General features: G+C 70.7%; 24 protein-coding genes, 1 tRNA gene and 2 pseudogenes. 12 read left to right on the top strand and 15 right to left on the bottom strand.

The window, feature by feature from the left end:
• Window positions 1–16 precede the first annotated feature (16 nt).
• From ACWGL3_RS09750 to ACWGL3_RS09740, 3 genes are all read left to right on the top strand, one after another.
• Window positions 17–2,518, top strand: coding sequence for a glycosyl hydrolase 2 galactose-binding domain-containing protein (locus ACWGL3_RS09750; protein ID WP_452461151.1), 2,502 nt, complete (start codon window positions 17–19; stop codon window positions 2,516–2,518).
• Window positions 2,518–3,378 (top strand): LacI family DNA-binding transcriptional regulator, encoded by an 861-nt coding sequence (locus ACWGL3_RS09745; RefSeq protein ID WP_267947316.1) that lies wholly within the window; start codon window positions 2,518–2,520, stop codon window positions 3,376–3,378. Before ACWGL3_RS09750 ends, ACWGL3_RS09745 begins: the two co-directional genes overlap by 1 nt.
• 114 nt (window positions 3,379–3,492) lie before the next feature.
• Window positions 3,493–3,813, top strand: a complete 321-nt coding sequence (locus tag ACWGL3_RS09740; protein WP_346660226.1) for a GntR family transcriptional regulator — start codon at window positions 3,493–3,495, stop codon at window positions 3,811–3,813.
• A gap of 50 nt (window positions 3,814–3,863) precedes the next feature.
• Here the strand turns inward: ACWGL3_RS09740 and ACWGL3_RS09735 are convergent, their stop codons facing one another.
• The 4 genes and pseudogenes from ACWGL3_RS09735 to ACWGL3_RS09720 form a co-directional block, all read right to left on the bottom strand.
• Window positions 3,864–4,337 (bottom strand): NUDIX hydrolase, encoded by a 474-nt coding sequence (locus ACWGL3_RS09735; protein ID WP_267950578.1) that lies wholly within the window; start codon window positions 4,335–4,337, stop codon window positions 3,864–3,866.
• A 48-nt stretch (window positions 4,338–4,385) separates the two neighbouring features.
• Window positions 4,386–4,799, bottom strand: a pseudogene (locus tag ACWGL3_RS09730) (Clp protease N-terminal domain-containing protein); the annotation flags it as partial.
• A gap of 114 nt (window positions 4,800–4,913) precedes the next feature.
• Window positions 4,914–5,414 (bottom strand): Clp protease N-terminal domain-containing protein, encoded by a 501-nt coding sequence (locus tag ACWGL3_RS09725; RefSeq protein ID WP_267947317.1) that lies wholly within the window; start codon window positions 5,412–5,414, stop codon window positions 4,914–4,916.
• A gap of 47 nt (window positions 5,415–5,461) precedes the next feature.
• Window positions 5,462–5,698 (bottom strand): hypothetical protein, encoded by a 237-nt coding sequence (locus ACWGL3_RS09720; RefSeq protein WP_452461150.1) that lies wholly within the window; start codon window positions 5,696–5,698, stop codon window positions 5,462–5,464.
• A gap of 225 nt (window positions 5,699–5,923) precedes the next feature.
• Here ACWGL3_RS09720 and ACWGL3_RS09715 point away from each other — a divergent pair.
• Window positions 5,924–6,118 (top strand): annotated as a pseudogene (locus tag ACWGL3_RS09715) (replication initiator); the annotation flags it as partial.
• Window positions 6,119–6,407: 289 nt separating this feature from the next.
• Here ACWGL3_RS09715 and ACWGL3_RS09710 read toward each other — a convergent pair.
• From ACWGL3_RS09710 to ACWGL3_RS09695, 4 genes are all read right to left on the bottom strand, one after another.
• Window positions 6,408–6,492: transfer RNA gene (locus ACWGL3_RS09710), tRNA-Ser, on the bottom strand.
• A gap of 92 nt (window positions 6,493–6,584) precedes the next feature.
• Window positions 6,585–7,079 carry a nucleoside deaminase gene (locus tag ACWGL3_RS09705; protein ID WP_267947319.1) on the bottom strand — a complete coding sequence of 165 codons (495 nt, stop codon included), beginning with the start codon at window positions 7,077–7,079 and terminating at the stop codon, window positions 6,585–6,587.
• 1 nt (window position 7,080) lies between these two features.
• Complete coding sequence (locus ACWGL3_RS09700) at window positions 7,081–7,569, bottom strand: tRNA adenosine deaminase-associated protein (RefSeq protein WP_267947320.1); 489 nt, start codon at window positions 7,567–7,569, stop codon at window positions 7,081–7,083.
• Window positions 7,570–7,611: 42 nt separating this feature from the next.
• Window positions 7,612–8,112, bottom strand: a complete 501-nt coding sequence (locus ACWGL3_RS09695) for a tRNA adenosine deaminase-associated protein (RefSeq protein ID WP_267947321.1) — start codon at window positions 8,110–8,112, stop codon at window positions 7,612–7,614.
• A gap of 321 nt (window positions 8,113–8,433) precedes the next feature.
• Here ACWGL3_RS09695 and upp point away from each other — a divergent pair, with 321 nt between their 5' ends.
• The 7 genes from upp (at window position 8,434) to ACWGL3_RS09660 (ending at window position 13,966) form a co-directional block, all read left to right on the top strand.
• Window positions 8,434–9,087, top strand: coding sequence for a uracil phosphoribosyltransferase (gene upp, locus ACWGL3_RS09690; RefSeq protein ID WP_267947322.1), 654 nt, complete (start codon window positions 8,434–8,436; stop codon window positions 9,085–9,087).
• A gap of 409 nt (window positions 9,088–9,496) precedes the next feature.
• Entirely contained in the window at window positions 9,497–9,730 is a 234-nt protein-coding gene (locus tag ACWGL3_RS09685) for a hypothetical protein (protein WP_267947323.1), read from the top strand.
• A 318-nt stretch (window positions 9,731–10,048) separates the two neighbouring features.
• Window positions 10,049–10,213 (top strand): hypothetical protein, encoded by a 165-nt coding sequence (locus ACWGL3_RS09680; RefSeq protein ID WP_170293704.1) that lies wholly within the window; start codon window positions 10,049–10,051, stop codon window positions 10,211–10,213.
• An 18-nt stretch (window positions 10,214–10,231) separates the two neighbouring features.
• The gene (locus ACWGL3_RS09675; RefSeq protein WP_267947324.1) at window positions 10,232–10,741 is read left to right on the top strand and encodes a PH domain-containing protein; all 510 of its coding nucleotides are present in this window, start codon (window positions 10,232–10,234) and stop codon (window positions 10,739–10,741) included.
• Between the two features lie 384 nt (window positions 10,742–11,125).
• On the top strand, window positions 11,126–11,356 hold the full coding sequence (locus tag ACWGL3_RS09670) for a hypothetical protein (protein ID WP_267947325.1): 231 nt from the start codon (window positions 11,126–11,128) through the stop codon (window positions 11,354–11,356).
• Window positions 11,357–11,919: 563 nt separating this feature from the next.
• Entirely contained in the window at window positions 11,920–13,581 is a 1,662-nt protein-coding gene (locus ACWGL3_RS09665; RefSeq protein ID WP_267947326.1) for a TlrC/CarA/OleB/SrmB family ABC-F type ribosomal protection protein, read from the top strand.
• Between the two features lie 241 nt (window positions 13,582–13,822).
• Window positions 13,823–13,966, top strand: a complete 144-nt coding sequence (locus ACWGL3_RS09660; RefSeq protein ID WP_267947327.1) for a hypothetical protein — start codon at window positions 13,823–13,825, stop codon at window positions 13,964–13,966.
• On the opposite strand, the gene ACWGL3_RS09655 is transcribed toward ACWGL3_RS09660, so the two are convergent.
• On the bottom strand, window positions 13,933–17,808 hold the full coding sequence (locus ACWGL3_RS09655; RefSeq protein WP_452461149.1) for a replicative DNA helicase: 3,876 nt from the start codon (window positions 17,806–17,808) through the stop codon (window positions 13,933–13,935). The two genes, ACWGL3_RS09660 and ACWGL3_RS09655, sit on opposite strands and share 34 nt — an antisense overlap.
• Before the next feature lie 345 nt (window positions 17,809–18,153).
• Here ACWGL3_RS09655 and ACWGL3_RS09650 point away from each other — a divergent pair, with 345 nt between their 5' ends.
• On the top strand, window positions 18,154–19,503 hold the full coding sequence (locus tag ACWGL3_RS09650; RefSeq protein WP_267947329.1) for an MATE family efflux transporter: 1,350 nt from the start codon (window positions 18,154–18,156) through the stop codon (window positions 19,501–19,503).
• Window positions 19,504–20,028: 525 nt separating this feature from the next.
• Here the strand turns inward: ACWGL3_RS09650 and ACWGL3_RS09645 are convergent.
• From ACWGL3_RS09645 to ACWGL3_RS09620, 6 genes are all read right to left on the bottom strand, one after another.
• Window positions 20,029–20,862: a peptidoglycan recognition protein family protein gene (locus tag ACWGL3_RS09645; protein ID WP_267947330.1), complete on the bottom strand. Its 834-nt coding sequence runs from the start codon at window positions 20,860–20,862 to the stop codon at window positions 20,029–20,031.
• 223 nt (window positions 20,863–21,085) lie between these two features.
• Window positions 21,086–21,532 (bottom strand): 50S ribosomal protein L9, encoded by a 447-nt coding sequence (gene rplI, locus ACWGL3_RS09640; RefSeq protein ID WP_267947331.1) that lies wholly within the window; start codon window positions 21,530–21,532, stop codon window positions 21,086–21,088.
• Between the two features lie 27 nt (window positions 21,533–21,559).
• On the bottom strand, window positions 21,560–21,796 hold the full coding sequence (rpsR, locus tag ACWGL3_RS09635; RefSeq protein WP_013155832.1) for a 30S ribosomal protein S18: 237 nt from the start codon (window positions 21,794–21,796) through the stop codon (window positions 21,560–21,562).
• A gap of 114 nt (window positions 21,797–21,910) precedes the next feature.
• Window positions 21,911–22,510 (bottom strand): single-stranded DNA-binding protein, encoded by a 600-nt coding sequence (locus tag ACWGL3_RS09630; protein ID WP_267947332.1) that lies wholly within the window; start codon window positions 22,508–22,510, stop codon window positions 21,911–21,913.
• Window positions 22,511–22,631: 121 nt separating this feature from the next.
• Window positions 22,632–22,922 carry a 30S ribosomal protein S6 gene (gene rpsF / locus ACWGL3_RS09625; RefSeq protein WP_267947333.1) on the bottom strand — a complete coding sequence of 97 codons (291 nt, stop codon included), beginning with the start codon at window positions 22,920–22,922 and terminating at the stop codon, window positions 22,632–22,634.
• Between the two features lie 251 nt (window positions 22,923–23,173).
• A partial coding sequence (locus tag ACWGL3_RS09620; protein ID WP_452461148.1) for a transglycosylase domain-containing protein occupies window positions 23,174–26,013 on the bottom strand: 2,840 nt, incomplete at its 5' end.

Raw genomic sequence — 26,013 nt, 5'->3', positions numbered from 1 at the left:
CCCGGAGAGGCAGAGGATGATCCGCCGCACCCTGCATGACGGCTGGCTGCTGACGAGCGCCACCGGAACCGTCCCCGAGCACATCGCGGGGCGCTCCGTCCCGGCCCTGGTACCGGGAAGCGCGCACCTCGACCTGCTGGCCGCCGGGCTCATCCCGGACCCCTACCTCGACTCCAACGAGACCGAGCTGGCCTGGGCCCACCGCGTGGGCTGGCGCTACACCCTCACCTTCGACGCCGAGCAGGCCGCCCCCTCCGAACACGTGGACCTGGCCTTCGACGGCCTCGACACCGTGGCCACCGTCGAGCTCAACGGGGTGGAGCTGGGGACCACCGCCAACATGCACCGCGGCTACCGCTTCCCCGTGGGCCGCGTCCTCCGCGAGGGCTCCAACGACCTCACCGTCTCGTTCCGGCCCGCGCTGGAGTACGCCGAGGAGGTCCGCGACGCACTCGGCGCGCGCCCCCACACCAACACCCACCCGTACAACATGGTCCGCAAGATGGCCTGCTCCTTCGGATGGGACTGGGGCCCCGACTTCCAGACCGCGGGGATCTGGAAGCCCGTGCGCCTGGAGCGCTGGAGCACCGCCCGCCTGGCCTCCGTCCGCCCGCTGGTCACCGTCGGCGAGGACGGCGTCGGCCGGGTCGAGGTCCACGCCGACGTCGAGCGCTCCCTCACCGAGGCCCCGGCCGCCCTCACCCTGACGGCCGAGGTCGCCGGGCACACGGCCACCGCGACCCTGGCCCCGGACGCCGACACCGGCGTCGTCGTCGTGGAGGTCCCCGACGCCCGCCTGTGGTGGCCGGTCGGCTACGGCGACCACCCCCTGTACGACCTGGCCGTCACCCTCGCCCCGGGCGGCGACGCGTCCGCCGGCTCCGACGCCCCGGCGGCCCTGGACACGGCCGAACGCCGGATCGGCTTCCGCACCGTCACCGTGGACACCGAGCCCGACGAGCACGGCACCCCCTTCACCGTCACCGTCAACGGCAGGCCGATCTTCGTCAAGGGCGCCAACTGGATCCCCGACGACCACTTCCTCACCCGGATCACCCGCGACCGCCTCGCCCGGCGCGTGGACCAGGCCGTCGACGCGCACATGAACATGCTGCGCGTGTGGGGCGGCGGGATCTACGAGAGCGAGGACTTCTACGACGTCTGCGACGAGCGCGGCGTCCTCGTCTGGCAGGACTTCCTCCTCGCCTGCGCGGCCTACCCGGAGGAGGAGCCGCTGCGGAGCGAGTTCGAGGCCGAGGCACGCGAGAACGTCGCCCGCCTCACCTCGCACGCCTCGCTCGCCCTCTGGAACGGCGGCAACGAGAACCTCTGGGGCTTCATGGACTGGGGCTGGCAGGAGCAGCTCGGCGACCGCACCTGGGGCCACGGCTACTACACCGACCTCTTCCCCCGGATCGTCGCCGAACTCGACCCGACCCGCTTCTACTCCGCGGGCAGCCCGTACAGCCCCGGGTTCGCCCCGGACGACGTCCACCCCAACGCCGAGGCGCACGGCACCCGCCACGAGTGGACCGTCTGGAACCAGACCGACTACCGGGCCTACCAGGACCACGTCCCCAGGTTCTGCTCCGAGTTCGGCTTCCAGGGCCCCCCGACCTGGACCACCCTCACCGACTGGGTGCACGACGAGCCGCTCACACCCACCTCGCCCGCCTTCCTCCTGCACCAGAAGGCCGAGGACGGCAACGGCAAGCTCGACCGGGGGTACTCGGCCCACCTGCGCACCCCGCGCACCTTCGAGGACTGGCACTGGGCCACCCAGCTCAACCAGGCCCGCGCGGTCGCCTTCGGCATCGAGCACTTCCGGTCCTGGTGGCCCCGCACCTCCGGGGCCCTCGTCTGGCAGCTCAACGACTGCTGGCCGGTGACCTCCTGGGCGGCCGTGGACGGCGACGAGAGGCCCAAGCCCCTCTGGTACGCGCTCCGCCGCGCCTACGCGCCCCGCATGCTCACCGTCCAGCCCAGGGACGGGCGCCTCGTCGTCATCGCCGTCAACGACACCGACGAACCCTGGACGGGCCCCCTCGACCTGCGGCGCCAGGGCTTCGGGGGCGAGGTGCTCCACACCGGGAGCGCACAGATCTCCGTGCCGCCCCGCTCGACCGCCGAGGTCGAGCCGGAACGGCGGCTCCTCGCCCCCGCCGACCCCGACCGGGAGGTCTTCGTGGCCGCGTCCGGGGAGGTGCGCGTCGTCCACACGTTCCGGGAGGACCGCCACCTGGCCTACGACCCCGAGGCCCTGACCGCCGTGGCGGTCCCCGTCCCGGGCGGCTACCGGGTGGACGTGCGCGCGTCCTCGTTCGCCCGCGACGTCTCGGTGCTCGCCGACCGGGCGGCCCGCGACGCCGAGGTGGACGACATGCTCGTGGACCTGCTGGCCGGGGAGACGCACAGCTTCACGGTGCGGACCGGGGCGGAGATCGACCCCCTCTCGCTGACCACGGCGCACGTCCTCCGCTCGGCGAACACGCCGCACGCGTCGGCGAAACAGGTCTGATGGGCCGTCCCGAACCCGTCGGCGCGGTCGGGCTGGTCCTGGCCCGGCCGCGCCGCCTGCTCAGCGCGGAACCGTTCTTCATGGAGTTCGTCGCCGGGATCGAGGAGCGCGTGGCCGCCCGCGACATGGCGTTCCTGCTGCACCTGGTGACCGACGCGGACGCCGAGGAGGCCACCTACCGCCGGTGGGCGGAGCGGCGCCTGGTCGACGCGGTGGTCGTGGTCAACCTCGCTGCGGAGGACGCGAGGCCCGCCCTCCTGCGCGGGCTCGGCCTGCCGACGGTGCTGGCGGGCGTCCAGGAGCCCGACCCCCCGGGCGCCCCGGCGGTCCGCACCGACCACGTGACCCCGGTCCGGGAGGCCCTGGCACGCCTCCTGGACCTGGGGCACCGGCGGATCGCCCGGGTGTCCGGGCCCGCCCGGCTGCTGCACACCCGTGCCCGCACCGCGGCCCTCGCCGAGGGCTGCCGCCGGGCCGGGATCGCCGCCCCCGTCGTCCTGGAGGGCGACTACTCGCACGAGGAGGGCGCACGGCTCACCCGGGAACTGCTCGGCCGCGAGCGGCCCCCGACGGCGATCCTGTACGACAACGACGTCATGGCCGTCTCCGGCCTGGAGGCCGCCCGCGACATGGGCGTCTCCGTCCCCGGGCAGGTCAGCATGGTCGCGTGGGACGACTCGACCCTGTGCCGCCTGTCCTCTCCGGCGCTGACCAGCGTGAGCGTGGACGTCTACCGGTACGGGACGGAGGTCGGCGCGTCTGCGCTGGAGTGCGCCGACGGCCTCCCCGTCGCGGAGCGGTGGTCTCCCGCGGCGGCCTTCGCGGCCCGCGGGAGCACGGGCCCGGCCCCCGCCCCGTAGCGGGAGGGCGCGGGCGGCGGGGCGGGCCGCCCGCGCCCCGGGCCGGGTACGGCCGGAAGGCCCGCCGCCCCGAACCCGCGGACGAGAAGACCGCCCCCGGCGAACCGGGGGCGGTTGAGCGGTGACCTCGCACCCGGGGGCACCCTGCCCAGCGAAGCCGCCCTCGTCCGCCAGTACGACGTCTCCCGGGGGACGGCCCGTCAAGCCCTCTCCGCGCTGGAGGCAACCGGACTTGTCATCGCCGTCCACGGCAGGGGCCGGTTCGTCCAAGGGCCGGAAACTCCCACCGGCTGGCCCGGTACATGCGGAACATGTTCGCTGGACGCGGGAGCTCGCGCGAGAACTGCTCGAAGGACCGCTTCCCCGTCGCTGGGCGCCCTCCTCTGGGGCAGCCGAACAGGTGCGCTCCCCGTACCCGCCCCTCGCCGCTGCTGACGGCGTCGCTGCGGTTCGTGGAACGGCGCCTGGCCGAGGATCGCGGCCCCTCACCCGATGTAGGTCGGCCCTCCGGCAAGGAAGTGCTCCACGCGCAAACGCATGGACCGGTCCATCCGGTAGCCGGTCAGCTCGTGCTTGGGCACCCAGACGACTTCCCTGGACTCGTCGCTCGGCGTGGGCTCACCCGCGAGCGGATATGCCGCGAACACGAGCGAGAACTCCTGCCGCGCTTCGCCGTCGCTCGTGTAGTAGATGATGTGCTTCGGGTCGCTGTAGATGCCGATGGTGCCGGTGATCACGCAGGTTATGCCGGTCACCTCCAGCGTCTTCCGAACGGCGGCGTCGGGCACGGAAGCGCCCAGACCCAGCGCACCGCCAGGGACGGCCCAGTTGTCGTTGTCGGTACGGCGGATCATCAGCACCTCGTCGCGCTCGTTGACCACGAACACGTTCACCGACGGGACGAGATTGTTCGCCGTCGGGGCCTTGGGGTCGTCGTAGTAGTCGATCCGCTTGCCCACGGGTCTCTTTCCGGCTTCTTCAGCCGGCTGAGCCATCATCGTCCGCACCTGATCGCGAACCGCATCAGGTGAGATGCCGAGGCCACGGAGCAACTTGGCTCCCGTTCCTCGCTTCTTACGCAGCAGCGCCAGAAGAACATGCTCCGGTTCGAGTTCGTCTGCTCCGGAGCTTCGAACCTCGGTCGCGGCGTGCTGAAAGGCCGTCGTTACTTCAGACGAGAACGGCAGATAACCCTCACCCGCGCCGCCCCTCCTGGGCTTGGTGATCTTGAGAACTTCGATCACAGCAGCATCGTCGCGAACGCCCAAGCCCACCAGGGTTTCGGCGGCGGCTCCCTCTCCGTCCGACAGGATTCCCAGCACCACATGCTCTGGCCCGATCACCTGGTGATTGAACCTCTTGGCCTCTTCCTGGGCGAAGACGACAACGCGCCGGGCGCGGGGGCTGAACAGCTCGAACATGGCCGAGGCTCCTGGATCACTCACGAGGGGATGCTTGGTCCCCTACCTTCTCGTAGCTCTCCAGGCGGATGCCGAACAGGCTCCCGCCCAAGACGACTCCCATCGTCCTGGCGGTCAGCCCGCTCGCCCGTGCGCCTGCTCCTGGATCTGCTGCGACAGATGAGCCCATACTCCGTGCACCTGCTCACGGACCAACTCCGGGGAAACACCGAGGCCGCGCAACACGGGAAGCGCCGCGCCGTGGTCCTCGTGGAGCAGACCGAGCAACAGGTGCTCCGTGTCGATGAAGTCGTGCCGCACCTGCAACGACTCGTACAGCGTCTGTTCCAGGGACTTCCTGGCGTCGGGGGAGAAGGGCAGGTAGGACCGGAAACGCCATCGTCCACGACCACCGGTCCTGACCACCTCGGCCCGGACGGTTCCGTGGTCCAGGCTCAAGCTCCCCAGGACGCCGGCCGCGATCCCCGTTCCCTGCTTCAGCAGTCCGAGCAACAGGTGCTCGGTGCCGATGTGGTTGCGCCTGAGTTCCACGGCCTCTTCGCGCGCCAGGACGGTGACGTCCTTCGCCTGTTGGGTGAACCGATCGAACATGGTCAGGGCTCCTGGGTCGCTCAAGAGGGGATGCTCGGTCCGGACGAGGACATCACCGCGATGGCTGATCGCTACGGGGCGGGCTCCTCCGTCGCTGGGGAGACGGAACGTTGAACTCGGTCGTGACGACGAAGCAGCCAGTAGTGCATCGGTGCCCACACCGACATGACTCCGGCGAACAGCATGTGCGGCCACATCGGCTCCCCCATGAGGGGGCTGGCCCACACCAGCATGATCAGAGCACCGACGAACATCATTCCGGCAGCTGCCCTCAGCACCAGAAGTTCAAGGGGACTGCGTACGGTCACGAGGGCTCCCACTCTGTACGTGTGTCCAGTTGTGCCGGCAGCAGGCTACGCGGCTGGCTCTGCCTCGGAGGGAGGGGCGGGTTCCTGGGCCCGTTTCGCCAAACGCAGTTGTCGGTACTCCACCACGAGGAACACCAGCGTGATGGAGCACATGATGCCGCCCCACCACGTCATAACCGACCCGCCTATCAAGGCTTCGTCGCCACCCCACTTGCGGGTGGGCCGATGCCGACGCCTACCGGTAAGTCAACGAGGGCCGAACGCCTCGCGCAACCCCTGGCCCGTGAGGTGGCCGAACAGGTCGCCGCCGACCACGGCGTGCGCATCCGCCCCGTCTCTCTCCGACGCACGAACATCGCCACCGGTGCCACCGAGGTGATCGACGCCCCCTGCGGCTCCACCCTGGAATCGCGCTGCCCGACCTGCGCCCGGCATAAGAGGTCGCTACGGCGGACCTGGTACGAAGAGGGCCGACGCCTGTTCCCCGACCGCCTGGACGAGGTGGCCGACGCGATGGACGCCGGCCCGTGTGAAGGCTCTCGCCACCGCCGCGTGAGGATCCTGACGGAGCCTCCCCGGGGATCGAACCCCGGACACGCGAAAGGCCGGTCTCTCCGACCGTGTGCACCGTATGTGCACCGGCCCGGATCAACCGGCCCTCGCTACCTCTACCGGCCCTACGCTCACCTGCGTGAACTTCGGCCTCGTGCGGTGGAGGAGGGATTTGAACCCTCGAAGGGTTGCCCCTTACCCGCTTTCGAGGCGGGCGCCATCGGCCACTAGGCGACTCCACCGCGAGCAACTCTACCGGATGCTCCGCCGTGCGGAAAACCGGATGGCGCGAGCGGTTCCGGCGGCGTCCCGGACGTCCTCCGGGGCGGGCTGGTCAGCCGCGGTCCCGACCCCCGCGGCGGTGCTCGAAGAACGCGGTCAGGAGTTCGGCGCACCTCGCCGCGACGTCCGCGCCGACCAGGTCGGGCGGCACCACCTCCGGCCGGTGGTTGAGCCGCGGGTCGCGGACCACGTCCCACACCGACCCCACAGCGCCGGCCTTGGCGTCCCGCGCGCCGAAGGCCAGGCGGTCCACCCGGGAGAGCACCGTCGCGCCCGCGCACATCACGCAGGGCTCGAGGGTGACGACCAGCGTGCAGCCGCTCAGGCGCCACTCACCGCGTGCGCGGGCCGCGGCCCGCAGGGCCAGCACCTCGGCGTGCGCCGTGGGGTCGCCCGCCGCCTCGCGTTCGTTGTGCCCCGTCCCCAGGACCGCGCCCGCGGCGTCCAGGACGATCGCCCCCACCGGGACGTCGCCCGTGGCCAGGGCTAGCTCGGCCTCGGCGACCGCCGTCCACAGCGCGGCGTCGAGGACCCCGCGGTCGTCCACGTCACAGCCTCATGGCGTCGAGGATGTCGCCGAACCCGGCCCGCTCGGCCACGACGGCGAGGACGTCGGCGGGAAGGACGCCGCTGCCGACGGACAGCGAGCGCAGCTCGTCGCCGTCCACGCCCAGGTCGGTGATCAGGTCGCCGTCGCCCACCGGTACCGGGTTGGGGCGCGCGCCCGCGCTCTCCGAGGGCTGCGGGGCGCCGAGGGCGCCCGCTTCGGAGAGGACCGAGGCCACGGGGTGGTCGTGGACCACACGGCCGTCCGAGAGGTACACGCGCGGCTCACCGCCGTCGTCCGAGGCGCGCACGACGGCGAACCACTCGTCGTCGGCTTCCACCAGAAGGAGCGCGCTGTCGCTGCCCCGCTCTGCGGCGAAGTCGAGCATCAGGTCGGTGACGTCGTCGATGACGTCCACGTCCCCGAGTTCGACCTCGGTTCCCCGCCATGTCTTCCCGTTGGGGGCGAAGACAGCTGCGAAGGTCGACACCGCGTGCTCTCCTGTTCTCCAGGGTGTTTTACCAGGGGTCCCTTACCCCATCCCGTCCAGGACACGCTGGAAGGACTGTGCGAATCCGAGGCGTTCGGACACGCTCGCCAGGACCTCGTCGGGGTACAGGTCGAGATCGCCCGCGAGGGCGCCGAGCTCCATCTCGTCCAGGCCGAGGTCGGCGACGATGGACAGGTCACCGGCGGGGAGCACCTGGTCGAGGTCGTCGTCGTCGGGGAGGTCGATGTCCAGGTAGTCGAGGACGTCCCTGGCGACCTGCCAGTCCACCGACGCGGTGACGTCGGAGAGGAAGAGGGAGACGTCCTCCCCGTAGACCCGCACGATGATGAAGAAGTCGTCGCCGACCGAGACCAGTCCGAGGGAGCCGCTGATGCTCGGTTGCTGGCGCAGTGCGTGGATCAGGCCCTTCAGGTCGTGCGTCAGCGTCACGGGGAGGAGGTCGACGTCCCAGTACTCCTCTTCCCTGTACGCGACCGCCGCGAAATCACCCGAGTCGTCGTCACCATGATCGAGTACTGTCATCGTCACCCCAACCCGGCCGGTGTATCGGTGCGGACGAGGAAGAGCCGCGCCCGCGCGAGTGCAATGGTAACGATCACTCCCGCTCCGCCGCCTCCCTCGGTCCGTGTCAGTCCGGACCACGCTCTCATGAGAACGGGGCCCGCGCTGCCGCCCCGGCGGTTCCGTCGGGCCGCCCCGGGAGCGGACGGGCGCCCCCGCAGGTCCACCGCGTGACAGGCGCGGCTCCGGGACGCCCTGTTCCGGGTGGTACGCGCGGTTAGACTCGGGCGGACCCCCATCCCCAGCCACCGTCCCGTTATCCCAGCTCACCCGGAGAACGCCTTGGAAACCCTGGTCGTCGACCATCCCCTGGTCGCGCACAAACTGACCACCCTGCGCGACGTGCGGACCGACTCACCGACCTTCCGGCGCCTGACCGACGAGCTGGTGACCCTGCTCGCCTATGAGGCGACCCGCGACGTCCGAGTGACGGACGTCACCATCAGGACTCCTCTCGTGGAGACCACCGGAACACAGCTGACGCGTCCCACGCCCCTCGTGGTCCCGATCCTGCGCGCGGGTCTGGGCATGCTCGACGGGATGACCCGCCTGCTCCCGACCGCGGAGGTCGGCTTCCTGGGCATGGCCCGCGACGAGGACACGCTCCAGCCGGCGACCTACGCCGACCGGCTGCCGCAGGACCTGTCCGGCCGCCAGTGCTACGTGCTGGACCCGATGCTGGCCACCGGCGGCACCCTGGCAGCCGCGCTCAAGCTCCTGGTGGAGAGGGGCGCGGACCACGTCACCGCGATCTGCCTGCTCGCCGCCCCCGAGGGACTGGTCGCGGTGGAGCAGAAGCTGGCCGAGACCCTGGCGCCGGACCACGGTGCCACCCTGCGCGTGGTGACCGCCGCGGTGGACGAACGCCTGGACGAGAACGGGTTCATCCTCCCGGGGCTGGGCGACGCGGGCGACCGCCTGTACGGCTGCGCCTGAGCCCTCCCCTCGACCCCAGGAGCCTCAGCGCCCAACCGGATCACCGGTTGGGCGCTTTTTCGGCTCTTTTGAACGCCGGACGAATGATCGACCGAAAATCGGGCATTGAACCCGGAGGCAGCCGCGTCAGACCAGGTGGCGCACCCCTCCGGACGCAAGCGTCGACACGGCTTGCATTAGCCGAATTCATTTCGAGATTGGAACGTAACAGATTAGAGTGATCATGGTTCCTGACCACCCATAACCGCGAAGGACAGCCGGACCGAAACCACGCCGCACGGCCGGGGTCCGCCGGAGCGGAGGCCCGTGTCCGCTTCCTGCGCGGCGTTCAGGCAACCCTCCGCCGACTACCCAAAGACCCCGACCGCGCACGCTGCGCCATCAGCCCCCACGGCCCTCAAGGAGTGAGATGCCCGAGACCCCCTCCCCCTCGACCGACCGCGACCCCCGCTACGGCTCCGTCGTCGACCGACTGTCCACGGAGTTCTCCGGCGTCCACCACGATTCCACCGTCACCCGTTGCGTCGACGCCGCCAGACACGGCGCCGAGGACGTCATGGGCCGGGCCACCCCCGATCTCGTCGAGCGGATCGCCCGGCAGCACCTCCAGGTGCTCGCCCTGGCCTTCGCCGAGCAGCACTAGGGATCTGCTCCGCACGAACCACGAGTTTCGGCCCGACCGTCACTCGCCTCCGGCCGGGGAACCAATCGGTCCCGGGGAAGTCCCTCCCTTCTCCGGACAAACCATCCCTAATGCCCTGACCTGCGAGGGGCTTCGACCGTATTCCGGTCGACCGAACACTGGTTCACCAACACCACCGGAACCGGACAGAGCCCGCAAGCGCGGTAGGCCGGACATACCGCCACGCCGAGGGTGCGCCCCAGGCTTTACGGGCATCATTGTCAATGGAACAATCACTGCTGGGTTGGTGGGTCAGGTGGATTCCAAGGGGAGTCAGTCGTGGCGAAGTTGAAGAAATGGGGCGGCTACGCTCTCATCGGTTTCGTGGCGTTTTATCTGCTCACGCAACCTGAAAGCGCCGCTGGTGTGATCCAGAGCGCGTTGGGCGGTCTGATGGGTGGCGCGGAGTCCATGTCCCGCTTCGTCAACGCACTGCTGCCGTAGTGGGGATGGACGGGTGCCATGCGGCTCGTAGCGTCGAGTAACAGCGCTCCGGCGTCGGTCAACCGTTACCTTCTGCCGCACGAGCAGGACGTCGTGACCATCCGTCGGCACCCCGCGGTCCTCATCGGACCGGTCGGGGCCGTCCTCGGTGCGTTGATCGTCGCCGGCATCATCAGCAACACCCAGATCGCGGACAGCGCCGCGGCTCTGGCGATCATCTGGTGGCTGTGGCTGCTGGTGCTGGTGTGGTTCGTCTGGCGGGTCGCGGAGTGGTCCGTGGACTACTTCGTCATCACGTCGGCGCGCCTCCTGCTGACCACGGGGCTGATCACCCGACAGGTCAACATGATGCCGCTGGGCAAGGTCACGGACATGAGGTTCGAGCGGACCCTGGTGGGCCGCTTCCTCGGCTACGGCACCTTCGTGATGGAGTCCGCCGGTCAGGACCAGGCCCTGAGCCGGATCTCCTTCATCCCGTACCCGGAACAGCTCTACCTGGAGGTCGTGGGGCTCATCTTCAAGGAGTGAGCCGCCGCAGGTCCCGACCACCGTCACGGGGCATCCGCCGAGGGCGGATGCCCTTCGTCGTGCTCCGGGCTCCCCGTGCCGGCCGCGGCCCCGGGTGCGGACCCTGGCGCGGGGCCGCCCCGCCTGATTCGCCCTTCGTTCACCTTCCGTTCACCTTGCCTCGAGGCCACACCTCCCTGCCCTCGCACCGCAGCCGCCCGCATGCCGGGAGGCCCGCCCACACCGCCCCGGCATGGGAGAACACCCCCCGGGGAAGAACCCCTTTCAGATCCGCAACACGGCATCCCTACCCAGCGGGCGCGAACCTTCGCAAGCCAATCGAATTGACGCGAAGGTGAACATAGGGTTAACTCATAACATCTGATACGGAAACGAGGAGGGCCCATGGCGCGCTGGACAGACCGTGCACCACACCCCACTCGCTCCGCGACGCCCCGTCGGCGTATCCGCCCCGCGGCTGCGACCCGCCGTCTCTCCGGCCTTACGCCCGAGCCCGTGCACGTCCCGCAACCGCGCGAGGACGCCGACGCCATCGCGTCCGAATACCCGATCATGCACTGGGTGCTGGTCACCGACCACAACGGTCGGACCCGCCCGGAGGCCCGCTGGCTGTAGCCGCACGAGCGACCGTCGAGTGAGCCCTTCGCCACCGCGGCGAGTGCTCCGGAGTTCATGAAGAGCGAGTGACGTGAAGGGGCCGCCCCTGCGGGGGCGGCCCCTTCACGCGTCCCGGAACCGGCCCCCGAACCGGACAACGCCACTCCGCCGCTAAAACGGTTTGGCAATTAATCAGAATCCGGTCGTCCGCATATAGGCCCCGAAGCGCCGACCGAGAGTGATCCCCGTCTCACCGAAAGCACACTTGACGCCAGGCAAAACGAGACGTACCGTCTTGCACATGAGGCTGTACATCTTCCTGTAGATCCGCGCCAGACGCCCGCGTCCGAGCACCGCCGCACCCGCTGCCCAGCGGCGACACCCCTGTCGCCCCTCCGGCACCGTGCGGCTCCGCCGGCGTCGCCGTACCGCGGTCGATCCAGGGAAGCCTCAGCGTTCCCGCTGTACCGGACCCCGTCTCGCCCGTGCGAGCCCTGTCCGAAACCAGCCGGCACGCGTGCTCCTCCGGCGATCCGCGGCCCCGTACCGCCAGACCGCACCGCAGCCCAGGAGGCGCGCACATGCACACCGCCGCACTTCGAGCACACTCCCAGCTCACCCTCGACGAGATCACCAAACGCTACGACGACCACACCGTCCTCGACCGTGTCACCCTGACCATCGGCCCGGGCGAACGCGTCGGAGTCATCGGGGACAACGGATCGGGCAAGAGCACCCTGCTGCGCCTGCTGGCGGGCGAGGAGCGCCCCGACAACGGGGACCTCACCGTCAGGGCGCCCGGCGGGGTCGGCTACCTGCCCCAGACCCTGGAGGGGGTCGGCGTGCGGACCGGCACCGTGGCGGACGCGATCGACTCCGCACTCGCCGACCTGCGGGACCTGGAGGCGCGGCTGCGCGTGGCCGAGGCCCGCCTCGGCTCCGCCACGGCCCGGGAGATGGACGGCTACGGCGACCTGCTCGCCGAGTTCGAGACACGGGGCGGTTACGACGCCGACGCGCGCGTCGACGCCGGGCTCCACGGCCTGGGCCTTCCCGGACTGGACCGCGAGCGCCCGCTGCGCACGCTCTCCGGAGGGGAGCGCTCACGTCTGGCCCTGGCCGCGATGCTGGCGGCCTCGCCCGAACTGCTCCTCCTGGACGAGCCCACCAACGACCTGGACGACCGCGCGGTCGCCTGGCTGGAGGACCGGCTCCGGAACCACAGGGGCACGGTGGTCGCCGTCACCCACGACCGCGCCTTCCTCGCCGGAGTCACCGACACCGTCCTGGAGGTCGACCACGACCTCCACCGGATCAACAGGTACGGCAACGGGTACTCCGGGTTCCTGGCCGCGAAGGCGGCGGCCCGGGCCCGGTGGATCCGGGAGTACCAGGACTGGAGGGCCGACCTGGCCAGGCAGAGGACGCTGGCGGACAACGGCGTCGCCGCGCTCCGGGCCATCCCGCGCAAGGTGGACAAGGCCGCGTTCGGGCACGGCGGGTTCAGGATGCGCAGTCGGGCGCACGGCTCCATGAGCCGTATCCGCAACGCCAAGGAGAGGCTGGAGAGGCTGGCCTCGGACCCGGTGGCTCCGCCTCCGGTCCCGCTCCGCATGACCGCCGAGTTCACCGGGGCCCCGCAAGGGGAGCCCGGCCCGGCGCCGGTCGCCGAACTGGAGCGGGTGCGGGTCGACCACCGGCTCGACGTCCCCGCACTGGAGCTGGCACCGGGTGAGCGCGTCCTGGTCACCGGCCCCAACGGGGCGGGGAAGTCGACCCTGCTCCGGGTCCTCGCCGGGGAGCTGGCCCCCGGCCCGGGTCGGGTCTCCGTCCCGGCGAGGGTCGGCTTCCTGAGGCAGGAGGACGGTGTGTCCCCCTCCCGGCGGACCGTGCTCCAGGCGTACGCGTCCGGCCGCCCCGGCCCCGCCGAGGAGCACCGGGAGGAACTGGCCTCGCTCGGACTGTTCCGCCCCAAGGAGATGGACCAGGCGGTGGCGTCGCTCTCGGTCGGGCAGCGCCGCCGGATCGAGGTGGCCCGACTGGCGTCGGGGGTCCACGACCTCCTGCTGCTGGACGAGCCGACCAACCACCTCTCCCCCGGTCTCGTGGAAGAGCTGGAGGAGGCGTTGTCGCACTTCACCGGGGCTCTGGTGATCGTGACACACGACCGGACGATGCGCGGGAGGTTCGCCGGCCGCCACCTGGAGATGCGGGAGGGGATGATCGTCGGGGACTCCCGGTGAGACGGCCGTGACTCTTTGTCGACAAATCGGCTTGACCACAAATAGGCAAAGAGGCTGACCGATAAACGGGGCCCGTCGCGGGGCGGCGGGCCCCTCCTCCGGATACACCGTCGACGCCCTCGACCTGTACCGGGAGGGGTGCGACCCGGTCCTGCGCCCCGGGGACGAACCCGGCCGGGCGGACCCCTCCGAGGAGTACGCGGCGCACGGCTTCGACACGTCACTGGACATCCAGCTGCGCGTGGGGATCTCCGAGTTCTGCGGGATCACCGGGGCCGCCGTGCACCTGGTGCACGACAGCCTGGGCTCACCCGACCTGGACGGCGTGGACGCGGCCGTGGACGCGACGGCCTATCCGGGCGCCATGTCGACGAACCGGCTGTAGTGGCCCTGGAAGGCCACGGTCACGTCCGCCGTGGGGCCGTTGCGGTGCTTGGCCACGATGATGTCGGCCTCGCCCGCCCGCGGCGACTCCTTGTCGTGCACGTCCTCGCGGTAGAGCAGGATGACCATGTCCGCGTCCTGCTCGATGGAGTTGTGGACGCTGATGCCGTTCGCGACAAAGTTGTGGGTGCCCTCCACCGTGGCGTCGAACACCTCTCGTTCTCCCAAAGGTTCGATCTCCACGACCTCGTCCCAGAAGACGTCGTTCGTGGCCAGGAGTTCCAGATCGCCGTCGTCGAGCACGGCTGCCACCCTGGACAGCCGCGTCCGGCTGGGGGCGGACTTCCACATCGCACTGCCGCAGAACTCCGTCTCCATGGCGGTGGAGAACTGCCTGTGCGTCATGCCCTTGGCGCCGATGGTCGTCCGCACCCTGTCCCACACCTGCACGGGGATCGTGTCCAGGTTGGTGTTGCCCCGTCGACCCTCCATGCCGGCCACGCACTCTGCAAGCCGCGCCGACCGGGCACCGTGGCATCCGACGACCTCCGCGAAGCGGCGCTGGTTGTCCATCCCGTAGACGTCAAGGGTGTAACAGACCCGGTAGCCGCTCTTCCGCACCTTCTTGATCCGCGTCATGATGCCGAGCCTGGCGAGCAGTACGGCGATGCCGTCGACCAGACGACGGCTCGTGGTCGAGTAGTAGATGCGTGCCTGGCCGCCCTTCTCGTTCCAGTAGGCGCTGCCGTCCGTCGCCCACAGATGCCGGAGGAACAGGCCGATCTGGCGGTCGGAAAGGGAGTACACCCCCTCGGGAACGAACTTCTCGTGGCTGCGCAGTCCGAACAGCCCCAGACCGTCCAGCCACGCTGCGATGGGGTTCCGCTTCCCGTGCGTCAGCCGGAAGGGGGCCGGTAGCCGGAGTGTCGTCGTCCGCGCGGAGGCGTACTCGTCCCGTACCGCCGTGATGCCGAAGTGCCGGGCGGCCTCCTCCACCACCGCGAGGTTCGCCTCGTCGGTGTTGGCGTAGCGAATCGGCTGGCGACGGACGAACGAACCGTCCCCGATGAGGTGTGCGAGCATGATGACCTCGGCCTCGGGCCACTCGGCCGTCCGGTCCGGCTCAGGAACGCTCCGGGCCACCGCGACCTTCTCCCCCACTCCGAGGTTCTCGAGGGCGGTCCATCCGTCGAGGTTGAGGAAGGGGTGGTTGCCGGAGGCGACGACCTCCCTGCCGGAGGCCAGCCGCAGCCGGAACACGTCCTTGACCCCGCTGGAGAAGACATGGGTCATCGTCCTGGGCACCATGCGCAGCCGCTCGTCGAGCGACCACACCGGAATGTCGCGTTCACCGCTCCGGTAGAGCTCACCCAAGGTCACCTCGGCACCGGTGTCGGCTCGCAGCACACGCGTCTCAGCGACAAGGCAACCAGATTCGCGCAGGTCAGAGACCTGCGGGCGCTTGTCGGTGCGCTGTTCGGGGCCGCGGTTCAGCTGGGAGAGCGCCACGACGGGGACCTCGAGCTCCTTGGCCAGGAGCTTGAGGGACCGGGACATCTCCGAGACCTCCTGCTGGCGGCTCTCCACGCGCCCCGGTGAACTCATCAGCTGGAGATAGTCGACGATGACCAGCTTGAGGTCGTGCTGCTGTTTGAGCCTGCGGCACTTGGCCCGGATCTCCATCATCGACATGTTCGGTGAGTCGTCGATGAAGAGGGGCGCGTTGGCCACCTCGCCCATGCGCCTGGCCAGCCTGGCCCAGTCCTCGTCGGTCATCAGGCCGGAGCGCATCGTGTGCAGGGGTACCCGGGCCTCCGCCGACAGCAGGCGCATGACGATCTCGTTCCGGCCCATCTCCAGGCTGAAGAAGACCGAAGCCATGTCGTTCTTGATCGACGCCGCGCGCGCGAAATCCAGGGCCAGGGTCGAGTTGTGGGTGGGGATCATGGAACGCGTCGCGAGGAACAGGTGGTCGGGGTGGTCGACCTGCACGCACCGGACGGGAACGCTGTCCACCTGGCGGACCCCGGTGATGAACCTGGACCCGATCCGGGCGTAGCCCCGTCCCTCACCGCGTTCCCGATGGGCCCGTTGCTTGCGCTCGATCCCGAAGACCTCGCGCGTGGCACCGAACGTGATCGTGTAACAGGTCGAGGAACCCTCCGTGCGCCCCCGGACCCGCTTGCGGGACATCCCCGTGCGGTGGCCCAGGCTGTGGGCGAGTTCGCGGAAGTCGTTCGCCAGGCGCTCGTTCGTGACCGCGAACTGGACCGAGCCGCCGGCGTTGACGGTGCCGTCGCTGTCCAGCAGGCCCGCCATGAGTGCCCGCCGCTGCGACACGGACGCCCTCAGGTAGGCGTTGGGAATGTGCTTGTCGCCCAGGACCCCGAGCGAGCGGAGCAGGGCCTGGACGCTGCCGTGGTCGTCGATACAGCGCCGGCACCGTGTCTGGCCGAAACAGGGGGTCCCGCAGTCAGCGCAGGTGGTGTGGGGCGCGGGCTCGGAGACGAACCTCGCCCTTCCGCCGCAGGACTGACCGCAGCTGCGCACATGCGGCAGTTGGGGGGTGAACCGCGTCCCGCAGACGACGCACTCCCTCTCCGGACGGGAGGGGTCCTCAGCCGGAAGGAAGATCCCGTAGGTGCAGGTGCCCCGGCCCACCGGCTTGGTGACCAGTCCCTCGGCCTCGATGTTCGTGAGGACCTCGGGATCGGCGGTGGTGATCCGCGCCGCCTGCGAGGATCCGTCACCCAGCCAGGCTCCGAGGAAGTAGGGCGGCAGGGGGAGGTCGCGCTCCGGCAGCGCGATCGGAGAGGTGTTGACCACCGAATGGTTCGACCTGCGGTCGGCGGTGTCCAGGCGCTGCGTCCGGAAGATCTCCCGGGTGGTTCGCACCCCGGGGAGGACACGGGGGGAACTTCCCGTGGCACCGGCCTCCTGGGCCGCGCGGCGGGAGGCGCGGGTATGGGTGAGCCACTGGTGTTCGGCGTCGGCGATCACCGTGGTGCCGTCGTCGAAGGTGAGCTCGAAGCAGGGCCTGTCGGTCATCGCCTCGGTGGCGGCCACCACCCGGGTCGGGGTGCCGTCGGCGGCGAGGAGTCGGTCCCCGACCTCCACCTCCCCCATGGTGGTCCATCCCTCGGGCGTCGGGAGGGGGGTGTCCAGGGCCAGGGCCTTACCGACGGCCGGCCTGGCGGCGATGATGATCATCTGGCCGGGGTGGAGGCCGTTGGTGAGGGCGTCGAAGTCGGCGAAACCGGTGGGCACGCCGGTCAGGGTGCCGTCGCGGGCCCCGATCGCCTCGATCTCGTCGAGGGCGCCGGGCATGATGTCGGCGAGGACCACGTAGTCCTCGCCGGTCCGCTTCTCGGCGACCTTGTAGATCTCCGCCTGGGCGTGGTCGACGAGGTCGTCCACCTCGCCGTCACCGGCGTAGCCGATCTGGGCGATACGGGTGCCGACCTCGACGAGGCGGCGCAGGACCGCCCGGTCGGAGACGATCTTGGCGTAGTAGCCGGCGTTCGCGGCGGTCGGGATGGCCTCGGTGAGGGTGTGGAGGTAGAGGGCGCCGCCGACGCGGGTGGCCTCGCCGCGCTTGGTGAGCTCGGCGTTGACGGAGATGGCGTCGACCGGCTCGCCGCGGGAGAAGAGGTCGACGACGCTGTCGTAGATGATCTGGTGCGCGGGGCGGTAGAAGTCCGCGGAGCGGATGATCTCGACGACCTGGGTGATGGCGTCCTTGGAGAGGAGCATGCCGCCGAGCACGCTCTGTTCGGCCTGGATGTCGTGGGGTGGGGTGCGCTCGTATCCGCCTTCTTCAGGTGGCTGCTCAGCGACACTCACGAACGCTCTCCCCAGGACCGTACTCCGCCGGCCCGAACGGGCCGACCCCTCCAGGATGCCCCATCGCGACCGCTGGGGACGCCGCGGACGGGACCTGTGGACGGAGCCATTACCACCATGTCCCGCCCCGCGCGGGGCATGGCGGGCACAGGTTGTGCACATCACCTGTGGATAACTTTGCCATGACCCTCACATATAGGCTTTGATCTGCAAAAACACTGTGCGTAGGCGGGCCGTGCAAGATGCCTCACAGGGAGTGTTTCCACAGGTTATCCACAGGCATCCGGGCGGGTGTGGACAACTCCACACCCGACTAGAACGCCTGTCCGATACTGTGGCCTGGTCATGCCAAAACTGCTCTCGGCCGCCCCCTTCCGGCACCGCCACGACCGCGAGATCTTCGCCCTGGCGGTCCCCACGTTCTTCGCCCTCATCAGCGAACCCCTGTTCCTGCTCACCGACGCGGCGGTCGTCGGCACCCTGGGCACCCAGGCCCTGGGAGGGCTGGGCGTGGCCGGGCAGGTCCTCCTGACCCTCGTGGCCGTCTGCGTCTTCCTGGCGTACGGCACCACGGCGGCGGTCTCCCGCCGGTTCGGCGCCGGCGACGTCGCGGGCGGTATCCGCGACGGTGTGGACGGCCTGTGGCTCGCCGTCCTGCTGGGGGTCGCGGCCATCGCGATCGGCTGGCCGCTGGGGCCGCTGATGGTGGACCTGCTGGGCGCCTCGCCCGAGATCGCGCCCTACGCGCTGACCTATCTGAGGATCAGCCTGCTCAGCACGCCGTTCCTGCTGATCGTCATGGCGGGCACCGGTGTGCTCCGGGGGCTCCAGGACGCACGCACCCCGCTGCTGGTCGCGGTGGCCTCCTACGCCGGCAACGCGGTGCTGTGCGTGGTGTTCGTGCTGGTCATGGACTGGGGCATCGCGGGTTCGGCGTGGTCGACGGTGATCGCGCAGGGTGCGGGGGCGTTCTGGTACGTGGCGGCGATCTCCCGTTCCGCGCGGCGTGCGGGGGTCTCCCTCGCCCCGACCGCGGCGGGGCTGCGGGCCTCGGCCTCCGCGGGGTTCGCCCTGTTCCTGCGCAGCGTGTCGATGCGGGTGGTCGCGCTGGTGACCACCGCGGTGGCGGCGCGCCTGGGCGACGAGTCGATCGCCGCGCACCAGGTGAGCTACAACATCTGGGCCCTGCTGGTGTTCGCCATGGACGCGATCGCGATCGCCGGCCAGTCCATCGTGGGACGGTACCTGGGCGCGGGGGACGTGCGGGGCACGAAGGAGGCCACCCGCCGCATGGTGGAGTGGGGCGTGATGCTGGGTGCGGTGTTCATGGTCCTGGTGTTCCTGGTGCTTCCGTGGGCCCCGGTTCCCTTCACGTCCGATGCCGAGGTGCGGGCCCTCATCATGGCCACGCTGGTGGTGGTCGCCCTCATGCAGCCGCTGAGCGGCGTGACCATGGTCCTGGACGGGGTGCTGATGGGGGCGGGCGACCAGCGCTACCTGGCGTGGGCGTCGCTGTGGACGATGGCGGCGTTCCTGCCGTGCGCCCTGGTGATCCCCCGCTTGGCGGAGGACTCGCTGTGGGGCCTGGTGGGGCTGTGGATCGCGTTCACGGTGTGGATCCTGGCGCGCGCCGTCACCCTGGGCGCCCGTGCGCGGGGGACCGCCTGGCTGGTCACCGGGGCGACGAGGCCCTGACGGGGGGCGCCGCCGCACGGGCGGGCGCCTGGAGGTCCGCGCCGGTCCCCGGCCCCGTCGTACTCCCGTCGCAGGGCGGGCGGGCGCGTGGGGGCCGCTCGCCGGAGGGGGAAGCGGGAGCGTCGCGCCCGGGCCCCGTGGAGGCACGCCTCATGGTGGCGAGCCGCGGGCTCCCCCTTGTGAACCAGGGGACCACGGACCGTCGGGCCCCGTCCAGGGCGGACATGTCGACCTGTGGACAAGTCGCTCCGCCGTGTCGACCTGTGGACATGTCCCCTCCTCCGCTTGTCGACCTGTCGGGAAGCCGATAGGCGGACGGGTCGACACCGCGCGCACGGCAGCGGGCCGCTTGTCTCCCCCTGTGCGTACCGGCCCGGGGCCCGCGCCGCCCGCGGGACGTGCCCCCGGCCGCTGCCGGTCCGCCGCAGCTCCCGCGCGGCGGTGCGGGCCCGCCGGGACGCGAAGGAGCCGCCCCGGGGGGGGTCGGGGCGGCTCTCCGGCGGGCATCGTGTCAGGTCCCTCGGGTCACGGGGACGCGTCGAGGTCGCCGACCGCCGGGCCGTGGTAGAACGGCACGGCCCGTTCGGCCTGCGGAACCCTCGGGTAGGTCGGCAGCTGCTCCAGGGTCAGCTCGGTTCCGGCGACCCGGCTCAGGTGGCTGAGCTGTTCGCGCATCCTGCTCGTCACGTCCTTGCGCAGCTGCGGGAGCATCGAGTAGAGCTGGTCCCCCGGGCAGCTCGTGGCGTTGTAGTCCCGGTGGCCGACGATGGCCTCCGACGGGTCCAGCTGGTAGACCAGGCACAGCCACGCACAGGTGTCGACCAGCGACCCCATGAGCGCCTGGGTCGGGGTCTCCGAGGTGTACGTGCCCTCGTTCTCGATCCCGATGGTGTGGGAGTTGTGGTTGGCGGTGTGCGCGCCGACCACGTGCTTGCCGTCGCGGATCGCCTTGAGGGACAGGTCCCTGCCCTCCATGATGTGCCCGCCCCGGCTGATGGTGAGCTGCTGGCCGGTGTCGCTCCACCCGTTGCTGTCCATGTGGTAGCGCTGGATGGACCGGGACAGCGCGGCGGCGTGCTGTGTCGAGGTGTCGGACACGTTGCCCGTGGCGGTGTGGTGCACGACGATGTGGGTCGGCCCCTTGGACACCAGGTCGATCTTGTTCCTGGGCGCCCTGGCCTGCCAGTCGGCGCGCGTGTACACCTTGGGCATCGCGGCGGCGGAGGCCTGCCCCGCCGTTGAGATGCCCATCATCCCGCCGAGGAGCACGCCCCCTGCGGCGAGGGCGGTCCCGCGCAGGATCGTCCTGCGGTCCACCAGCGGGTGTCGGTCCGGATCGGTCGTTCTCTCTACGGCCATCGGTCGTCGTCCTCTCCGTGCGGGGCGCCGCGACGTGCGACACCAACACAGACAACACGATAGGTTACAAAGAGTAGTCAAAGGGTTGCTTTTGGTAATGAGGCGTGTCAGGAAAGCCCCACCCCCGCGATAGCACGACCGACCCGCCGGAACACGTCCCGACACGAAGCGGGCCCCGCCTCTCCGAGGAGAGGCGGGGCCCTGACGCGTCCGGTGCCTGGGATCAGGCGCCGACGACGTCCAGCTTGATCGTCGCGGAGACCTCGGGGTGCAGGCGGACCTGGACCTTGTGGCTTCCGACCGACTTGATCGGGGTCTTGACCTCGATCCGGCGCTTGTCCAGCTCGGGCCCGCCGGTCGCCTTGACGGCGTCGACGATGTCCGCGGGCGTGACCGAACCGAACAGACGACCGCCCTCGCCGGCGCGCTGCTTGAGGCGCACGGTGAGCGCACCGACCTGGCCGGCGACCTGCCTGGCCTCGTCCAGGGTGCGGATGTCACGCGCGGAGCGCGCGCGCTGGATCAGGTCGATCTGCTTCTGACCGCCGCGTGTCCACCGGATGGCGAACCCGCGGGGCAGCAGGTAGTTGCGACCGTAACCGTTCTTCACCTCGACGACGTCGCCGGGGGCTCCGAGACCGTTGACCTCGTGGGTCAAAATCAGCTTCACGACAAAAACCTCCCTCGGATATCGCCGCTAGCGAGCGGTGCTGGTGTAGGGCAGCAGGGCCACCTCGCGCGCGTTCTTGATCGCGGTCGCGACGTCGCGCTGGTGCTGGGTGCAGTTGCCCGTGACGCGGCGGGCACGGATCTTGCCGCGCTCGGAGATGAACTTGCGGAGAAGCGTGGTGTCCTTGTAGTCGATGTAGGACTGCTTCTCCTGGCAGAAGAGGCAAACCTTCTTCTTGGGCTTGCGCGCTGCCGGCTTCGCCATCGTGGTGCTCCTTCGCAAGAGCCCCGGGGTCCTCCCGGGGATGGTCTGTGGATGGAAAGGTGACTCGGCGCCCTGGGGCACCGGGCCGTGTGCTGCGTGGTGCGGGGTGGAGCGCTAGAACGGGGGCTCGTCGGAGAAGCCTCCGCCGCCGCCACCGAACCCGCCGCCACCGCCGCCACCGTTGGTCGCCCACGGGTCGTCGGCCGGGGGGCCGCTGCGGCCTCCGCCGCCCTGCGCCCCGCCGAAGCCGCCGCCCTGGTTCCCGTAGCCGCCGCCACCCTGCTGGGGCTGGCCGCCGCCGAAACCGCCTCCGCCGCCGTTGCCGCCGCCGAAGCCGCCGCCACCCTGGCGCTGCGTCTTGGTCACCTTCGCGGTGGCGCTGCGCAGAGCCGGGCCGACCTCCTCGACGTCGATCTCGAAGACGGTCCGCTTCTCACCCTGCTGGGTCTCGTACGAGCGCTGCTTCAGCCGGCCCTGCACGATGACGCGCATGCCCCGCTGAAGGCTCTCGGCCACGTTCTCCGCGTACTGCCGCCAGACAGTGCAGGTGAGGAACATGGACTCGCCGTCCTTCCACTCCCCCGACTGCTTGTCGAAGGTGCGGGGCGTCGAGGCCACACGGAAGTTGGCGACCGCGGCTCCACTGGGCGTGAAGCGCAGCTCAGGGTCGTCGACGAGGTTGCCGACGAGCGTGATCTGGGTTTCGCCTGCCATGGATGGGCTCCGGTTCGAGGTAGTCGGTTCAGGCGGTTTCGCCTGCTCCCCCGATCATCCGCGCCGGTACTGACAGAACCGGGGCGGACGGAAGGGGGTGAGGGGTACGGGCAGGGCCGTCCTAGTGGACCTCGGGCCGGAGGACCTTGGTGCGGAGCACGGCCTCGGCGAGGCCGAGCTGGCGGTCGAGCTCCTTGACCGTGGCGGGCGTGGCCGTCAGGTCGATGACCGCGTAGATGCCCTCGGGGTTCTTGTCGATGTCGTAGGCGAGACGGCGCTTGCCCCAGATGTCGACCTTCTCGACCGAGCCGCCGTCGTTGCGCACGACGCCCAGGAAGTTCTCCAGCGACGGGGCGACGGTGCGCTCGTCGAGGTTCGGGTCGAGGATGACCATGATTTCGTAACGACGCATAGGCGTACGTTCCTCCTCTGGACTGTTGCGGCCATGGAATCTCCATGGCAGGAGGGCAGGAGTCCGCGAGCTGTTCCGCGCCGGGGTCGGCGGGCCTCGCACGGACTCTGAGCCATACAGCCCCCAAGGTTACCAGCCGCCGCGTACCACCGGTGATGGCTGTGGACGGCCGGACACGCGAGGGGGCCGGCACGCGGAACCTCCGCGCACCGGCCCCCTCCGTCAGGCCTCCCGCCGTGGCGGGAGGGGGGTCACTCGTCCCGGCCGAGGACGATCATCCTGTTGTTCTCGTTGGAGCTGCTCCGGGGCCAGGTCCAATCGTCGTCGTCACTGCTCGCGTCGTCGTTGGGGTCGCCCGGCGTGGTCGGCTCCTCGCACCAGGAGGGCGGGTTCGGTCCGGTGCACTCCACCGGGACGTCGGGGGTCCCCTCGTTCTGGCACTCCCAGTCGGACTGGTCGCACTCCGGCGGGGACTCGACGCCCTCGCAGTTGGGGTTCTCCGGGTCGATGTTCGCGGGGTCGCACTCCGGGTATTCGGAGGGCTCGTCCGAGGGTTCCTCGCTCTCCTCCTCGGTGGGCTCCTCGCTCGGGCTCGGCGTGGGCAGGAAGCTCTGGTCCGCGCCGACGTAGGCGGGCGCCGGGAACTGCTCGACTGGCATGCCCTCCACGGCCGTCGTCATGAACTCCTTCCACACGTTGGCCGAGGTGGTGCCACCGAAGATCTCGTTCTCGGGCTGGCCCTCGAACTCCAGGGAGAGGTTGGCGTCCGCCCGGCTGAGTCCGACCGCGGCGACGAGCTGCGGCGTGTAGCCCACGAACCACGCGGAGACCGCCCCGCTGGAGGTACCGGTCTTGCCGGCGACCGGGCGCCCGTCGGGGAGCGCCGCGTTGGAGCCTCCGCCCGCCTCGATCACCTGGGTCATGGCGTAGGTGACGTCGGCGGCCACCTCGGTGGAGACCACCTGGGTGCCCTGCTCGATCTGGTCCGCGTCGTCGGGCTCGACGACCGTGCCGTCGGCCATCCTCAGCTCGGTGACCATGTGCGCCGGCCGGTGGACGCCGCCCGCGGCGAAGGTGGCATAGGCGGACGCCTGGTCGAGGGCGGTCACCTGGTGGGTGCCGAGCGCGACCAGCGGGCCCTGGGTGGAGGTCGTGATCTGGTCCTCGTCCACGCCGGCGTCGACCGCGGTCTGGTCGACCGCGGCGGCGCCGAGCCGGGACGTCAGCTCCACGAAGGGGGTGTTGACCGAGTCCGCCGTGGCCCGGACGAGGTCGACGGGCCCGTAGCTGCGGCCGTCCGCGTTCTGCACCGGGCTCTGCAGCTCGGGGAAGTTCTGCGGCGAGTCGCCGTCGAACATGCTCCGGAGGCTGATGTCGTTGCTGAGCGCGGTGGCGAGCACGTAGGGCTTGTAGGAGGATCCGGCCTGCGTGCGGTGCTGCAGCGAGTTGTTGACGACCTCGGACACTGCCGGGCCGCCGTGGAAGGCGAGGATCTCGCCCGTGGCGGGGTCGACCGCCGTGAGGCCCTTCATGGTGTCGTCGGGGGTGCCGGGGAGGACGTCGAAGGCGCCGGTCGCGGCGTCCATGAGCGCGGGGTCGAGGGAGGTCTCGACGACCAGGCCCTGGGTGGCGATCGTCGCGTCGGTGATGCCCGAGCCCGCGTAGCGCTCGGTGATCTCCTGGATGACCGCGTTGCGCACGTAGCCGAACTTGGGGTCGACGTCGGCCTCGGCGGTGGGGTCGTAGGGGATCCGCTCGGGGATCTCCAGTGCCTCGGCCTCCTCGCGCGGCAGGCCGCGGCCGCTGCCCTCCTCGTGCATGAGGGCGAGCTGCTCCTGGATGTAGGGCCAGCGCTCCTCGTTGAGGTACGTCGTGGTCCAGTCGCCCATCTCGTTGGCCTCGAAGTTGCTGGGCATCTGGATGATGACGCCCAGGAAGGCGCCCTCCTCCGAGTTCAGCTCCGACACGCTCTTGTCGAAGTAGGCCTGGGAGGCCATCTCGATGCCCGAGGCGCCGCGGCCGAAGTAGATCGTGTTGAGGTAGGCCTCGAGGATCTCCTCGTGCTCCATCTGCTGGCCGAGCTTGATGGCGATGAAGATCTCGCGGATCTTGCGGACGATGCGGTCGTCCTGCTCGAGGTCGCTGTAGTAGTTGCGGGCCATCTGCTGGGTGATGGTGGAGCCGCCGCCGGCCTCGCCGCGGGAGAGGATGGCTCGCCCGATGCCGCTGATGCTGATGCCGGGGTCCTGGAAGAAGGTGCGCTGCTCGGCGGCGAGCACGCCGTCGATCACCTCGGGCGGGATGTCCTCGTAGTTGACCTCGACGCGCCGGACCTCGCCCGTGGTGACCGCGACCTCGGGGTTCTCGTCCCCCTGGGGCGCCCACATGATCTGGGTGGCCGACATCGTGTTCTCGGCCTTGGTCTCGAGCTCGTCCCTGTCGGGGGCCTGGGCGTACAGGACCGCGAAGGCGCCCACGCCGCCGATGACCATCAGGCCGAAGGCCGCGAGCGCGGGCTTCCACGCCTTGGCGAAGAAGCGCTTGTACCAGGGGCGGTCGTCCGGCTCCTCGTCGCGGGACCGGCGGCGTCCGCCGCCGCCCCCCCTGCCGCCGGAGCCCGCCGAGGCCCGGGTGCCCCGGCCCGCGGCGCGGCGGCCCTCCGAGCGCGATCCGTGCTCGCGGTCCCGGTCGCGGGGGTCGCGGGGACCGCTGCCCGCCCTGCGGCGTCCGCCGGAGCGCGCCTCGTTCTCGGGGGGGCGGCGGCGCTGACCTTCGGGGCGTCCGCCGCGCTCTCCCTCGGGGCGGCGCCGGGGCCGGTCGCCGTCCTCCGGCCTGCGGGGCCGGTCTCCCTCGGGTCGCCTGCGGGGCCGGTCGCCGTCCTCGGGGCGCCTGCGCTGCCCCTCGGGGCGGCGGGGGCGTTCGCCCTCGGCTCTGCGGCGGCCGCCCTGGCCCTCGGAGCGCGCCTCGTTCTCGGGGGGGCGCGGACGGCGCGGGCGCTCGGCCCCGCCGTCGCCACGGCGGGCGCCGCCACCGGAACCCGATCGACGCCGGCCTCCGGACTGGTGGTCACCCGGCGGCGGGCCGTCGGCCC

It is taken from the genome of Nocardiopsis sp. NPDC055824 (assembly GCF_053616335.1).
Note: the sequence above shows the minus strand (reverse complement) of the source record. Positions and strands in the feature narration are given on the sequence as shown.